A 14,152-nucleotide genomic window follows, 5' to 3' on the forward strand; every position below is an offset into this window, starting at 1 on the left:
GAGCCTGGAAAGTCTTTTTCCGTTGCGATCTGAAACGCTACTCTGCATGCACGAGTTAGAGCATTTCACACGCGCCGGACGACGTCATCGTCATCGTCGCCGTCGCGTAACTCGCGTCCAGTGACGGGAGCTGCATATCAAGCAATAGATATTGCGCCCTCCCCTGGAATCGAAGCTCTCTCTGCGTTGCGTTTGACATGAACTTACCTAACTGGAGCCGCAAAATGAACCAACCCGTCGTCCTGATCACCGGCGCCCTCACGGGCATCGGCCGCGCAACCGCTTTTGCATTCGCCCGCGTGGGCGCACGCCTCGTCGTGTCGGGCCGCCGCGCCGCGGAAGGCTCGGCGCTCGAGGCCGAATTGCGCGAAGCAGGCGCACAAGCTTTCTTCGTGCAGGCTGACGTACGCCGCGACGAAGACGTCCGTCACCTCGTCGACGAAACCGTTGCTCGCTTCGGCCGGCTCGACGTTGCAGTCAACAATGCTGGCACGGAAGGCAAACCGGGACCTGTGGTCGATCAGACTGCCGAGAGCTACGCTGATACCTTCGACACCAACGTGCTCGGCACGTTGCTGAGTCTCAAGCACGAACTGCGCGTGATGACCGCACAGCAAGCTGGCAGCATCATCAACATATCCTCGACTTATGGTCATGAGGGTGCGGCCTTCGCTTCGGTGTATGCGGGCAGCAAGCATGCTGTGGAAGGGATCACGAAATCGGCTGCGCTCGAAGCCGCTTCGGCGCGAGTTCGCGTCAACGCCGTAGCGCCCGGCCCCACTGACACAGGCATGTTGGACCGTTTCACCGGCACGCCGGAGAACAAGGCCTCGCTCGCGGCAACGGTTCCGCTCGCACGAATCGGTAGGCCTGACGATATCGCGGCGGCGGTGCTCTACCTGGCCAATGACGGTGCTGCGTTTGTCACAGGGCAGATCCTCACCGTCGACGGCGGCAAGACAGCGGGTTGAGCTTTCAACGCGGATTCGTCTTCCTGCTGAATCGGCGAAGCCGAATATAAGCGACACTTCTGGATGGAACCAACAATGAACACCGATCTCACCTTTTTCGAATCGAAGGCCTCCCCGAACTCTCGCCGTGTTCGCATCTTCCTTGCCGAGAAGGGCATCGAATTTCCTGCCAAGGCGGTGGACCTCGGCGCCAAAGAGCAATTCTCCGATGCCTACGTTGCGATCAACCCTCGCCGCCAGGTCCCCACGCTCGTGCTGCGAGACGGCACAGCGATCGGCGAAGTCCCTGCAATCTGGCGCTACATCGAGGAGGCCCACCCCGACAGGCCCGCATTGCTGGGCACGACGCCAACTACGAAGGCGCTCGTCACGATGTGGGAACGACGTGCCGAGCTGGACGGATTCTCGGCCGTGATGGAGGGCGTCAGGAACGCCGTAGCCGGGCTGAAAGGTCGAGCGCTGTCGGGCCCGCATGCGTACGAGCAGATCCCCGAAATTGTCGAGCGCAGCAAGCTGCGCGTCGCGCACTTCTTTGCTGATTTCAATGACCGTCTCAAGACAGTGCCGTTCGTCGCGGGCGACGCATTCTCCGCGGCTGACATTACTACGCTGGTAGCGATCGACTTCGCGGCGGGCGGCATGAAGCTGAGCATTCCCGCGGGCTTCGACGCATTGCAAGCGTGGTACGACAAAGTCAACGCACGTCCGTCGTCGAAGGCATGACGTCCCGCAAAATAGCCTGCCGTGACCGATGCCGTGTGCTCAGTATCTGCGCGGCCGGCTGCGATTCGCCTCACGGCCGGTAAGCGTCGGACCTGCCGCGCCAATGTCCCCCGCACCCGCGGACTCCTGCGTCACGGGAAAGATGGCATTGAGCGCGGCTTTCGCGTCGCCTTTCATGTGTCGGAGCCGGGCAAGGCTCAATGAGCAACGCGACTGCCACGCGAGGAATCCGTGTTTTTGGGCCATCTGAAGAGCATCGGTCAATATCGATTCGGCCGCCGGTATCGCTTCGTCGCCCCGGATTGCGACCAGTACCTCCGCCTTCGCTCTCCAGGAAATCCGAGCACGACGGCGATGGTTGTCGGAATATGGTCCGTCGATGTGGTGGCCGCGAGCTCGGCCACGGACACGCCATCCGCAAAATGTGATGCCGACTGGCGCGCGGCTTCGAGCGCCAACCGCGTCTTTCCCACACCGCCGGTACCCACGAGCGTGACCAGACGATGCGTTTGCAGGCCATGGCAAATCTCGCGTACGGCAATTTCCTGGCCGATGAGAGGGCTGACCTCTGCAGGTAGCGGCTGGCCCGAAAAAGCCGGCTTGTCCGTTGGTGCAGCAGGGGGGCTGGCCGAATTCGTGACTTGCGGGAGCACTTCTGCGATGAACTGGTATCCGCGCCCCGTCACCGTACGTATTGCGGCCCGATCGTCTCCGAGAGCGCGGCGAAGTGCGGAAATCTGAGCTTCAACGGTATTGCTTTCGACGACGCGGTCTTGCCACACGCTCGCGATGATCTCCGCCTTGCTCAGAACGGAGCCACACGATTCCGCCAGAAGAAGGAGCAGGTCGAACGCCCGCTCGCCGATGTCGACCCTGGTTCCACGATGCACGACCTCGCGGCGGCGTGGCGCGACGACCGTTGCTCCGAAAGCGAATTCACCGTGATGCAGCATGCACACGTCCATTCGGGCGGAGATGGAACGATGGGGCATATTGGACTCAGTTTCGTCTGACATGAACCTTGATCTACTTGTTGCCACCGTGCTCGTAAGCGTGAGGCTGGAACCCGGCCTCACGAGTGTCGTCAGAATTTTGTCTGCCGCCCGGGGCGGCGAACACCGGTAAGGATCAGCTTCTTTCAGTGCGTTTCAGCACTTTCAACGCGTGCGGGACTGCACCCCGCACAGGCCACACCGCGTCGTGCAACTTATTGCTTTATCTGGTCGATGCGCGACAGAAACGTCGACAGAATCGCTGAGCGGTTATTCCGGTTATAGCCCACCACAAGATCGATTCTCGGCGGTTCGCCCTTGAGTGGTCGGCTTGTTACCGACCAGGGCAGCAGTTTCTCGGCATAGGAGGGCAGTAGTGCGACGCCTCTCGTCGAGGCGATTAGCGACATCGCCATCGTCAGGTTATGCACGCGATGCGCGGGCTCGATGGCGACGTCGTTTGTCGCCAGATAGTTTTCGATCGCGCCGCGCATGGGACCGGCTACGTCTGAACCACCTATGAACAATTCACCCGCCAGTTCGTGCACGTCGATCTCATCGAAGGCCGCAAGGCGATGGTCGCTTGGCATCAGCACGACGAAAGGCTCGCGTGCGACTGTCACGTAATCGAGGTCGGGTCGGTTGGCTTCGGCACGCATGAAGGCGACGTCCAGCCGTCCCGTCGACAATCCCTCTGCGAGTTCAGGGGAGTGCTCGCTCGATACCGTCATTTCGATGCTCTGCAGATCGCTCGCGAGCACGCGAGTCGCTTGCGCGAGCCAGGTCACTTCCTGTCCGCTCAGGAAGCCAACAGCAAACGTCGGCTTGGACGGTCGCGCCGCCCGCCGCGCTGCCTCGCATGCCGCATCGACTTGTGCAAGGGCGAGGCGAGTGTGGTCCAGAAATGCCTTGCCGGCGTCGGTCAGTTCAATGCCACGCGCGCTACGCACGAACAGTTGCGCACCTACTTCGTATTCAAGGTCTCTGATCTGCCGGCTCAGAGACGGCTGGGACGTGTACAGCCGACGTTCCGCCGCGACGGTCAGGCTGCCCTCTTCGGCCACAGCGACGAAATAACGAAGATGACGCAGTTCCATACACGCGTTCCTTTTAGTCATGCCTGACAGGTATGGGGATCAGCTTACAAAGTCTTTTTCGCGCGGACAAGTGGCGGCTATCGTTCGATCACATCAGCCGGACGAAACCCTCCCTCGACTCAATGTCAGTTATCTGCTGGAAGGACGATCATGAACACCCTGACAGGAAAGACCGCGCTCGTCACCGGCGCTTCCCGCGGCATCGGGCGCGCCGCTGCGCTTGCGCTCGCGCAGGCAGGCGCTCAGATCATCGTTCACTATGGCCGCGGTGCGCGTGAGGCCGAGGCCGTCGTCGCCGAAATCACTGCGACGGGCACTCGTGCCCATGCCATCCAGGCCGATCTGGCCGACTCCGACGGGCCGCACAGGCTCGCGCGCCATGTCCGGGCAATCGTCGGTGAACGGCTCGACATCCTCGTTTCCAACGCTGGCATCGCGAAGGCAGCCAAGCTCGAGGAAACAGGCGTCGAAGATTTCGACGAACTGTTCGCAGTCAACGTCCGCGCTCCGTATTTTCTCGTTCAGCAATTGCTGCCGATCATGTGCAAGGGCAGCAGCGTCACGCTGCTTTCGTCGCTCGCGGCCCATGCGGCCGTCGGCGAACTATTGGCCTACTCGGCCACGAAAGGCGCCGTGGACACTCTTGTGCGCCAATTCGCGGATGTCCTCGGACCGCGCGGCATCCGTGTGAACGCAGTCGCACCCGGCGTGGTGCAAACCGATATGTCGAACTTCACCCGCTCCGACGAAGGCCGCGACATGACACTCAGCCTTCAGGCCATCAAACGGCTCGCCGAACCCGATGATATCGCCGCTGCGATCACCTTTCTCGCCTCCGACCAGGCCAGATGGACAACCGGCGCGACGCTCAATGTCGACGGCGGCTCGAAGCTCTGAGCGAGTCGACCGCGACGCCGCCATTTCGGCAATCCAATTCGATTCACGCACCGGGATATATCAATGTCGCAAACTACCTCAATACAGCCCCCGCGCACGCGAAACTGGCTCGCGGTTCTTTCGGTCGCACTCAGCGCGACCGTGTTCTGCACCACGGAATTCCTTCCCGTCGGGCTACTGCGCTATATCAGCCAGGGACTGGGCGTCACAGAAGGAACCGCCGGCATCATGGCCACGGCGCCCGGGCTGCTGGCCGCCATTGCCGCGCCATTTCTTACGGTAGCGGTCGGACGTTTCGACCGTCGGCGCGTGCTACTCGGCCTGGGCCTGCTGCTCGTAATCTCGAATCTGACGGCCATGCTGGCGCCGAACTTTACGATTCTCGTCATGGCCCGCGCGCTGTTCGGATTCGGAATCGGCGGATTCTGGGCGATCAGCGTAGGGCTCGGCGCCCGACTCGTGCCGGAGAAGCATGTCGGTCGGGCCACATCGCTGATTTTCGCGGGCGTCTCGCTCGGCATGCTGATCGGCGGCCCGGCCGGGGCACTGATCGGGGACCAGGCTGGTTGGCGTACCGCATTTGGCGCAGCGCTCGCGCTGTCCGTTGCCGCGCTGCTGGCCCAGTGGGTTTCGTTGCCGTCGCTACACGTAGAGCATCGGGTTAGCACGCGCGATCTGCTCGGCATCTTCGGTACGCGACCGGCACGCATCGGGCTGATCGCGATGACGCTCGCCCTATGCGGACAGTTTGCGACCTATACGTATATCACTCCGTTCCTCGCAACGGTGTCGGGATTTGGCGGCAAGGTCATCTCGTTGCTGCTGCTCGGCTACACGTTCTTCGGGCTGCTCGGTAATTTCATCGGTGGTTCATCCGCGCAACGGAGCGTCAGGGCCACGCTCATCGCGAGCATCCTGTTTATCGCATTGCCGCTCGCCATGCTTCCCGCACTCGGCACCAGTCGGCCTGGGGTGCTGGTCGCGCTCGCCGTATGGGGAATCGCGTATGGCGCCCTGCCGGTCGCGTTACAAATGTGGATGGCCCAGGCGACTCGCGAAGTACGTGAGGGCGGCATGGCGCTCTTCGTCGCCAACTTCCAGATCTCGATTGCACTGGGCTCATTCATAGGTGGCCGGATCGTCGACGGGTTCGGTCTCTTCAATGCAATGTACTTCGGCGTGGGACTCGCCGTGGTCTCGATGCTGACGCTCGCGCTGAGCGGCGGCCATCCTCGCAGGATCGACGAGCCCGCGACCTCCTGATCACAATCCGGCGGGCTGCGTCTATGCGGCCCGCGGCCCTCCGCTGTTCCGACAAGGAGTTGATCATGTCTACCGCACATCCGAACGACAAACCCGTCAAGATCCCGGGCCCCGACCATCCGATCACAATGCTGTCTGGACCTACGAGCAACCGCACGCAGCCGTTGCATCAATCCGCGAGCATCTGGCTTTCTACCCCGACCGTGTCGACGCGAACGAGGCTCTGCCCGCCGACGCGATTTCCGATTGATTCCGTTTCCTGCGCAGAACGCTACCCGGCCGGAGAAGCAGCATGAATAACGCACCCGTTGTACTGATCACTGGCGCACTGTCCGGTATTGGCCGCGCCACGGCCTTCGCCTTCGCACGCGACAAAGCCCGCGTCGTGCTTGCCGGACGAAGGGCTGAAGTCGGAGAGAAGCTCGCCGAAGAACTGCGCGCAACCGGTATCGAAGCCGAATTCATTCAGGCAGACGTTCGCCATGAAGAGCAGGTCGAAGCGCTAGTCAAACGCACCGTCGCACGCTTTGGTCAACTCGACATCGCCGTCAACGCTGCCGGCGTCGAAGGGGAGTCGGGCCCTGTCATCGAGCAGACGCCCGAGCGCTACGCCGCCGTCTTCGACGCCAATGTGCTCGGCACACTGCTCGCGATGAAGCACGAGCTGCGTGTGATGACGGCCCAACAGCGCGGCAGCATCGTCAACGTGTCGTCGACGATGGGCTTGCGCGGCGCTGCTGGCATGTCCATTTACACGGCCAGCAAGCATGCCGTCGAAGGTCTCACGAAGTCTGCGGCACTGGAAGCGGCCACGTCGGGCGTGCGCGTGAATGCTGTCGCGCCCGGCCCCATCGAGACGGAGATGCTCACCCGGCTGACCGGATCCGCCGAGCGCAAGGCCGCCATGCTGTCGAGCGTCCCGCTCAAACGCGCCGGAACGCCCGAGGAAATCGCCGAGGCCATCGTTTTCGTCGGTTCGGGCAAGGCCAGCTATATGACCGGCGAAGTCCTGCGCGTCAACGGCGGCAGGACCGCCTGAATCCGTCGGATGAGATGACAACACCATGTCCGCAAACCATACGCCCCAATTTGACGATCTACCCCCGGTCATGAAGGAAGTCCGGACGCGGCCACTGTTCGTGGTCCGTCTTGGCGTCAAGCCAATCGTAGCGGTCGGTCAGACACCGGCCGCCTTGCGCCGCGTCGGCATCGTTGAGTCCGGCACATTCCAGGGCGACCGGCTCACCGGTACCGTGCTCGACGGCAGTAACGACTGGCCTACGGCCCCGTGTACAGCGTATTTGAAGTGCTCTGATTTCTGACTGGAGAACAACATGACCACAACCACCGCCGCACAGAACAAGGCACTGCTCCTCGAAGCCTTCGATACGCTCTTTAACCAGCGCGACTACGCTGCCGCCGAGCGTTTCTGGTCGGATTCCTATATCCAGCACAGCGCGCACATCGCACCGGGACGTAAAGGACTGTTCGACCTGATCCGTAGCCTGCCCGACACCTTGCGTTACGAGAACCAACTCGTGGTGGCGGAAGGGGATTACGTGATTGCGCATGGCCGTTTTTCCGGGAATGGCAGGCCGACCGCGTGGATTGCCGCCGATATCGTGCGTTTCGAGAATGGCAGGCTGGCCGAACACTGGGACGTGCTCCAGGACGAGGCTAGTGCGACGCAGTCGGTCAGCGGCCTGCCGATGTTCGGCGAACGTTTTCCGACCTGATCCGCGCAGGCGAGCGCCGGCATGCGTACCCCATGCCCGTATGGCATGACCGCTTGCCTACAAAGTCTTTTTCCTCTTACCGGCCCGAGCATACATTACCTATCAACAGGCACCGCCCTACGAGATTTCCAGGCGGGTGACTGGATTGCAAACGCAGCACCCCATGCATTTCAGACATACCGGAAAAACAACTGCTGAACTTACACCTGAAAGGATCGCAATCATGACCCACCATACACATCAGACCGCACCGACGCAGTACGTCGAAGCAGACGGCATCCGGTTCGCCTATCGTCGCTTTGGGAATCCCATCGGCGTGCCGCTAGTGATGAATATCCACTTCACCGGCACCATGGATCACTGGGACCCCGCCGTGACCGACGGCCTCGCCGCCGGACGTGAGGTCATCCTGTTCAACAACGCCGGTATTTCGAGCAGTTCGGGCAGCGTTCCCGAATCGATCGAGGAAATGGCGGCCCACGCTGCCGCATTCATCCGTGCGCTCGGTCTCGAACAGGTCGATGTACTGGGATTCTCGATGGGTGGCCTGATTGCGCAGACGCTCGCCATTGCGGAGCCCACGCTGGTTCGCCGCCTGATCCTCGTCGGCACGGGCCCGCGCAGCGGAGAAGGCATGGCCTCGCTGACGCCCGAAGCGCAGGAAATCTTCGGCGCGAGCTATGCCGAACCGGACCATCTCTGGCTGCGCGTCCATTTCTCGCAGACCGGAACCAGCCAGGCGGCCGGGCGTGCGTTCCTCGAACGCTTCCGCCTTCGCACGGAGAACCGTGATCCGGCGGCCAACGAAGCCGTGGCACCGGCCCAGCTCGCGGCACTCGCGAAATGGGGCGCGGCGCAGGACAACCCGTATGCCTACCTGTCGGCACTCAGCCAGCCGACCCTGGTCGTCAATGGTGACGACGACGTCATCATCTACACGGTCAATTCGCTGATTCTGCGCCAGCACATCCCGAATGCCCAACTGGTCATCTATCCGGACGCCAATCACGGCTCGCTCTATCAATACCCCGAGCGTTTCGTGGAAGACGTTTCCAGATTCCTTTCCTGAGTCGCCAGTTACACCCACATTTGATCCCGAATTCAACAGGAGTTAATCGTGAGTACTAATCTTCATGGCAAGACCGCCCTCGTCACGGGCGCTTCGCGCGGCATCGGCCGCGCAACCGCTCTGGCTCTGGCAGCAGCAGGCGCGCGCGTGATCGTGCACTTCGGCAGCGACGAGAAGGCTGCAAATTCCGTCGTCGAGGCGATCCGTGCGTCGGGTGGTTCTGCCGAAAAGGTCGCGGCAGACCTGAGCGCGGCGAACGGCCCTCACGAACTGGCCCGTCAGGTACGCGGGCTGATTGGCGAGCGTCTCGACATTCTCGTTGCGAATGCCGGCATCTCGAAGGCGTCATCCATCGCGGAGACGACGGTAGAGGATTTCGACCGGTTATTCGCCGTCAATGTGCGCGCCCCATACTTCCTCGTCCAGCAACTGCTGCCCGTGCTGGGCGAGGGCAGTAGCGTAGTCCTGCTGTCCTCACTTGCAGCCCGCGCTTCGGTTGGCAATCTGTCAGCCTACGCCGCGAGTAAGGGAGCAATCGACACTCTGGTCAAGCATTTCGCCGCAGCGCTCGGCGAGCGCGGCATTCGCGTGAACGCCATCGCGCCGGGCGTTGTTGAAACTGACATGTCGAACTTCGCCAGAACCGATGCCGGGCGGGAATTCACCCTCGGCATGCAGGCCCTCAAGCGCGTGGCGCAACCCGACGACATCGCAGGCACAGCCCTGTTCCTCGCATCCGATGCGGCACGCTGGGTGACGGGTGACACGCTGCGTGTCGACGGCGGCTCCAAGCTCTGATACCGGGGGAGACGGCCATGACCCATACAGCCTGCCCGACTGCCCCCGCGATTCACAGCGGAAGCACCCGTCGATACACGCATGCCGCACTTGGCCACCGGGCCAGTTTCTGGGTCTCGGCTGGCGTGGTCGCTCATACCCTCTGGACCAGCGCGGCACCCGCCATGACGTACCGGCTCTATGCAAGCGAATGGCATCTCACCCCGACGACCACGGCCGAAATCTTCGCGATCTACCCGATCGTGGTCGTCAGCGTGCTCATCCTGTTCGGCGGCCTGTCCGACCAGATCGGCCGGCGGGCGACGATGCTACTCGGCCTGAGTGCCTCTTTCCTCGGCGCACTGATCCTCGCGCTCGCGCACGATATCTCATGGCTTTTCCTGGCCCGGGCATTCATGGGCGTCGGCGTCGGCCTGACCGCCGGACCGTCGACAGCGGCGATGGTCGAATCCAACGAGAGCGGTGCGCCACGCCGTGCCTCCGTGGTTGCCACGGCCGCCCAGGCCGCAGGCTTCGCAGCGGCGCTCATCATCGGCGGCGCTCTGACGCAATACGCGCCGTGGCCCTTGCACCTGGTTTTCTGGCTGCTGGCTTTGCTGATCGCAGCCTTGTTCTCGGTCACGTGGTTCCTGCCCCTGCCGGCAGAGCGCGGCGCCGCACGCGGCTGGACGCCCAGTTTGCCGTCCGTGCCTCAGAGCGCCCGCAAGGCCTTCATGGTCGCTGCGGTTGCCATGATCACCGCCTATACCCACGGTGTCATGATCCTGTCGCTCGGCGGACAGATTGCACACGACCTGGTCCGATCCCCGAACACGCTCGTCGACGGTTCGATCCTCGCGGTCTTTGCCATCACGTCTGGCATCGTGAGTTTGCTGGGCAAATCTCTGTCGACCCGGGCGGCAATGATTGCTGGTGCCGCGGCGTCCGGCGCAGGCATGGGGTTGCTGGCGGTGGCAACCGCCCTTCACACAATGACATTTTTCCTGTCTGCGACCGCCATAACCGGTGCCGGCTATAGCCTGCTGTTCTTGAGCGCACTGGAAGTCATCAACGGCGCAACACCCGTCGAACGACGAGGTGGCACCCTGTCGGCGCTGTATCTCCTTGGTTATCTGGCCGTCGGCGTACTCGCGCCGATTCTGGGACGCGTCGCGACGGTTCACGGACTGGGCTTCGCCGTGTATTTGGGCGCCAGCGTAATCGCCGCCTTGAGCTCCGCCACGCTCGCACTCGCGCTCGGCCTGCGTCGCATGGCGAAGGACGAGCGCCGCCGATTCCCAACTGAAACGCCGAATCTGCTTCGCCTCGCGGCCAGTCAGACCTGTACGCGGGATGGACCGGCGACTGAGAGAACAGATGAAGGATGTCCAGCGTTGGATGTTCTCAGGCGTCCGTCTCGCACGGGACACTGCGTCCGGCAATGGTGACGGCGAACACGATCTGTTGTCCGGCACGGACGCGTTTGCTTGCGATGTTCTCGAAGGCCTGTCGCGAGCGTATGCCTTTCGCTGGGCTCGAATGTGGATTGACAAGCGCGGCGCGCCCCCTGTCGCGCCGCCGCCTTCAGATCACGAAGAATCCATGCGTGCCGTCGCGCCCTAGCTGCGCCACGAGCCCGTATTCCCATTCGAGGTACGCATTCATCGCTTCGCGGGCGTTATCGGTGCCTTCGTAAGGGCGCCGGTAGCGGTCGATACGCGGCGAGGCCAGATGCGCGTCGCCGCTTTGCACTGGCAGACCGGCGTGTATCCATGCCGCCGTGCCGCCTTCCAGCACTTCGACGGGCTTGCCCGTGAGCGAGGCTATCTCGGACGCGGCGAACGGTGCGAGGGCGTTGGTCATGCACACGGCGACGTAACGGCGCGCATCGGGCAGCGCGCGCAAATCATCGAAGCCTGGTGCGAGATGCGACCGCAGCGCCCACCACGCACCGGGAATATGTGCCTTCACGTGATTGGCGCTCGACGTGAAATCGAGCACGACGGTGCCATGATCGCTCGCGGCAAGACGCGTGGCGAGCGCTTCGGGCGTGATCGTCGGGACGCTGGCGGCAGCGGGCTTCGGCGCGCGCCATACGCCCGCTTCGGTGAGATCCTCGGTGCGGGCTGCGTCGATTACATACACGTCGACGTTCATCTGTGCGAGCCAGGAGGCGGTCATGTTGGCGCGCACGCCGTCGTCGTCGAACAGGACCACGCGTGCGCCACGCACCGGCGCGAACATTTCGGTTTCCTGGACGAGCTGCCCGCCCGGCGCACCCTGAAACCCTGGCGCATGCGCGTGTTCATACTCGGCAGGCGTGCGCACGTCGAAGCGATACGTCGTGCGCGACGTGTCGGCGGCCCACTGTTCGGCTTTCGCGAGCGTCGTGCGCTGCACGCCCGCGCGGCTGGCGAGCGCGGCGGCCGCCGCGCGCGATTGCGCGAGCGTGGCCGCGTCGCGTCCCGCCTGCGGTTCGAACTGGCGTGTGCTGCCGTGCTCGAGCGTCTGCCCAGCCAGCGTCCAGCCGATCGTGCCGTTGCGCAGTGCCGCCACGGGGTTCGGCAGCCCCGCATTCACGAGTGATTGCGTGCCGATGATACTGCGCGTGCGCCCCGCGCAGTTCACGATGACGCGCGTAGCGGGATTGGGCGCCAGCGCGCGGGCGCGCAGCGCGAGTTCCGCGCCCGGCACGCTGATGCTGCCGGGAATGTTCATCGTGCGGTATTCGTCGAAGCGGCGGGCGTCGAGCACGACGACATCTTCGCCGCTCGAGAGCAGCGCATTCACGGCCTCGGCCGTCAGCGAAGGCGTATGGCGCTCCGCTTCGACGAATTCACCGAACGCCTTGCTTGGCACGTTCACGTCGCGGAACACTTCGCCGCCCGTGCGTATCCACCCCGCGAGTCCGCCATCCAGCAGTGCGATATCGGTGTAGCCAAGCGCGTCGAGCTTCGTGGCCGCGCGCTGTGCGAAGCCTTCGCCGTTGTCGAGCAACACGATCGGCACGCTGCGGCGCGGCAGCTTCGTCCAGGCGTCGAGTTCGAGCTTCGAGAGAGGCAGATTGGCGGCGAAAAGCGGATGACTTTGCGCATGCGGATCTTCCTCGCGCACGTCGAGCAGAGCGATCTCGCGGCGGGCGAGCAGGGCGTCGCGCACGTCCTGATACGTGCGTACGGGAAATGACTTCATGAGGCGTTGGGTTCCTTGCTGAGATCCCAGAAGTTCGGGAGGACGTCGTTCGAGTAGCCGGAGATGAAGGGCTTGGGCGGGGCGTCGGCCGGATAGGTAAACCGGCGCACCGCGCCGATGTTTGCACCGTATACGTGAATGCTGACCGAAACGCGATCGTCGTAGGCATTGCGCACGCGGTGGATGTCGCCGAGCGTCGGCGAGACGGCCTCCACCTCGCCGCGCTGAAGCAACACCTCGCGGCCCAGCGGATGCAACGCACCCGCCGCGTCGTGCGCGTAGGTCTGCGCATATTCGGCTCCGCGCAGCACGCCTATCAGGCCCCACACCGTGTGGTCGTGAACGGGCGTTTGCTGGCCCGGTCCCCAGACAAAGCTGACCACCGAAAAGCGCTGGCGCGCGTCGGCATAGAGCAGGTATTGCTGATAGCGCTCAGGCGAATGCGCGGCGTAGGCTTCGGGCAACCAGTCGTCGTCGCGCACGAGTTCGCGCAACGCATCGAGGCCGTGATCGATCAACTTGGACTCGCGCGGCGCGTGGTCCACGAGTTCCGCAATCGTGCCGACGAAGCGGCGAAGCTTGTGAATGCCCATCAGTCGAGCAACTCCGGTTCGCGCTCGACAAGCCCTGCATAGAGGCTCTCGAACGCATAGGCTGCGCCGCCGGGGCGCCCCACCTGCGTGTGCGTGAGCGCGGCGACCTCGTGAGGAATGGGTTGTGGCTGGCCGGCGGCCTGCGCCAGCAATTGCGTATGGCAGGCGTTGTCGAGCGCGATATACCACCATGCCGCGGCTTCGACGGTCGGGCCGGCTGTGAGAATACCGTGATTCTTGAGAATCACAGCCTTGCGTTGGCCCAGCGCGTTGGCAATGCGCGCGCCTTCATCTGTGTCGAGCACCACGCCGCGAAAGTCGTCGAAAAGCGTATGGTCTTCGTAGAAGGCGCAAGCATCCTGGGTGAGCGGATCGAGCGTGCGGCCAAGCGTCGACCAGGCCTTACCGTAAAGCGAGTGAGTATGGGCCGCGGCCACGACATCCGGTCGCGCTTCGTGAATGGCCGCGTGAATGGCAAATGCCGCCTGGTTCACGGGGCCCGCGCCCACGACGATCTCGCCATGCCGGTTCACGAGCAGCAGGTCGGACACCTTGATGCGGGCGAAATGCAACCCGAGCGGATTGACCCAGAAGTGATCGGGCCATTCGGGGTCGCGCGCCGTGATATGCCCCGCGAGCCCCTGGTCGAAGCCGTAGCGCGCAAAGAGGCGGAACGCACCGGCCAGCCGTTCCTGCCGATGGCGGCGCTCTTCGTCGAGTGTGCGCGCGGGCGTTGCTTCGTCGTCGAACCAGAACTTGCGGATGGGCGCATGCCGGAAGTCGACGCGCGGCGCGGCGGTGCCGATATCTGCGGTGTCGGTGTGGCTCATGGCGGTCTCTCC

General features: G+C 63.4%; 15 protein-coding genes and 1 pseudogene. 11 read left to right on the forward strand and 5 right to left on the reverse strand.

The annotated features are described in order from the left end of the window. Positions 1–224: 224 nt before the first annotated feature. A complete protein-coding gene (locus AB4Y44_RS11145) occupies positions 225–971 on the forward strand; it encodes an SDR family NAD(P)-dependent oxidoreductase (protein WP_176122920.1) in 747 nt (248 codons plus the stop codon). A gap of 75 nt (positions 972–1,046) precedes the next feature. Then, complete coding sequence (locus AB4Y44_RS11150; RefSeq protein ID WP_342924019.1) at positions 1,047–1,694, forward strand: glutathione S-transferase; 648 nt, start codon at positions 1,047–1,049, stop codon at positions 1,692–1,694. Positions 1,695–1,954: 260 nt separating this feature from the next. Here the strand turns inward: AB4Y44_RS11150 and AB4Y44_RS11155 are convergent, their stop codons facing one another. Both AB4Y44_RS11155 and AB4Y44_RS11160 read right to left on the reverse strand, forming a co-directional pair. Beyond that, positions 1,955–2,647 (reverse strand): winged helix-turn-helix domain-containing protein, encoded by a 693-nt coding sequence (locus tag AB4Y44_RS11155; protein WP_368699544.1) that lies wholly within the window; start codon positions 2,645–2,647, stop codon positions 1,955–1,957. 254 nt (positions 2,648–2,901) lie between these two features. Further along, the gene (locus AB4Y44_RS11160; protein WP_342924021.1) at positions 2,902–3,783 is read right to left on the reverse strand and encodes a LysR family transcriptional regulator; all 882 of its coding nucleotides are present in this window, start codon (positions 3,781–3,783) and stop codon (positions 2,902–2,904) included. 150 nt (positions 3,784–3,933) lie between these two features. Here AB4Y44_RS11160 and AB4Y44_RS11165 point away from each other — a divergent pair, with 150 nt between their 5' ends. From AB4Y44_RS11165 to AB4Y44_RS11205, 9 genes and pseudogenes are all read left to right on the forward strand, one after another. Further along, the gene (locus AB4Y44_RS11165; RefSeq protein WP_342924022.1) at positions 3,934–4,680 is read left to right on the forward strand and encodes an SDR family oxidoreductase; all 747 of its coding nucleotides are present in this window, start codon (positions 3,934–3,936) and stop codon (positions 4,678–4,680) included. Between the two features lie 63 nt (positions 4,681–4,743). Continuing rightward, complete coding sequence (locus AB4Y44_RS11170; protein WP_368699545.1) at positions 4,744–5,943, forward strand: MFS transporter; 1,200 nt, start codon at positions 4,744–4,746, stop codon at positions 5,941–5,943. A 127-nt stretch (positions 5,944–6,070) separates the two neighbouring features. Beyond that, positions 6,071–6,193 (forward strand): annotated as a pseudogene (locus AB4Y44_RS11175) (DUF427 domain-containing protein); the annotation flags it as partial. Positions 6,194–6,235: 42 nt separating this feature from the next. After that, positions 6,236–6,982: an SDR family NAD(P)-dependent oxidoreductase gene (locus AB4Y44_RS11180; protein ID WP_368699546.1), complete on the forward strand. Its 747-nt coding sequence runs from the start codon at positions 6,236–6,238 to the stop codon at positions 6,980–6,982. Between the two features lie 70 nt (positions 6,983–7,052). After that, a complete protein-coding gene (locus AB4Y44_RS11185; RefSeq protein WP_368699579.1) occupies positions 7,053–7,265 on the forward strand; it encodes a DUF3237 family protein in 213 nt (70 codons plus the stop codon). 12 nt (positions 7,266–7,277) lie between these two features. After that, a complete protein-coding gene (locus AB4Y44_RS11190; RefSeq protein ID WP_342924025.1) occupies positions 7,278–7,679 on the forward strand; it encodes a nuclear transport factor 2 family protein in 402 nt (133 codons plus the stop codon). 223 nt (positions 7,680–7,902) lie between these two features. Beyond that, a complete protein-coding gene (locus AB4Y44_RS11195; RefSeq protein ID WP_368699547.1) occupies positions 7,903–8,748 on the forward strand; it encodes an alpha/beta fold hydrolase in 846 nt (281 codons plus the stop codon). Positions 8,749–8,796: 48 nt separating this feature from the next. Further along, positions 8,797–9,546, forward strand: coding sequence for an SDR family NAD(P)-dependent oxidoreductase (locus AB4Y44_RS11200; protein WP_368699548.1), 750 nt, complete (start codon positions 8,797–8,799; stop codon positions 9,544–9,546). Between the two features lie 17 nt (positions 9,547–9,563). Next, positions 9,564–10,973, forward strand: coding sequence for an MFS transporter (locus tag AB4Y44_RS11205; protein WP_368699549.1), 1,410 nt, complete (start codon positions 9,564–9,566; stop codon positions 10,971–10,973). Between the two features lie 136 nt (positions 10,974–11,109). Here the strand turns inward: AB4Y44_RS11205 and AB4Y44_RS11210 are convergent, their stop codons facing one another. The 3 genes from AB4Y44_RS11210 to AB4Y44_RS11220 are packed head-to-tail and all read right to left on the reverse strand — an operon-like array spanning position 11,110 to position 14,140. Beyond that, positions 11,110–12,717 carry a rhodanese-related sulfurtransferase gene (locus tag AB4Y44_RS11210; protein WP_368699550.1) on the reverse strand — a complete coding sequence of 536 codons (1,608 nt, stop codon included), beginning with the start codon at positions 12,715–12,717 and terminating at the stop codon, positions 11,110–11,112. Then, complete coding sequence (locus AB4Y44_RS11215; protein WP_368699551.1) at positions 12,714–13,310, reverse strand: cysteine dioxygenase; 597 nt, start codon at positions 13,308–13,310, stop codon at positions 12,714–12,716. The genes AB4Y44_RS11210 and AB4Y44_RS11215 overlap by 4 nt, the downstream gene beginning before the upstream one ends. Next, positions 13,310–14,140: a class II aldolase/adducin family protein gene (locus AB4Y44_RS11220; RefSeq protein WP_368699552.1), complete on the reverse strand. Its 831-nt coding sequence runs from the start codon at positions 14,138–14,140 to the stop codon at positions 13,310–13,312. Before AB4Y44_RS11220 ends, AB4Y44_RS11215 begins: the two co-directional genes overlap by 1 nt. Between the last annotated feature and the right edge of the window lie 12 nt (positions 14,141–14,152).

The organism is Paraburkholderia sp. BR10937 (assembly GCF_040965695.1).
Lineage (GTDB): Bacteria > Pseudomonadota > Gammaproteobacteria > Burkholderiales > Burkholderiaceae > Paraburkholderia.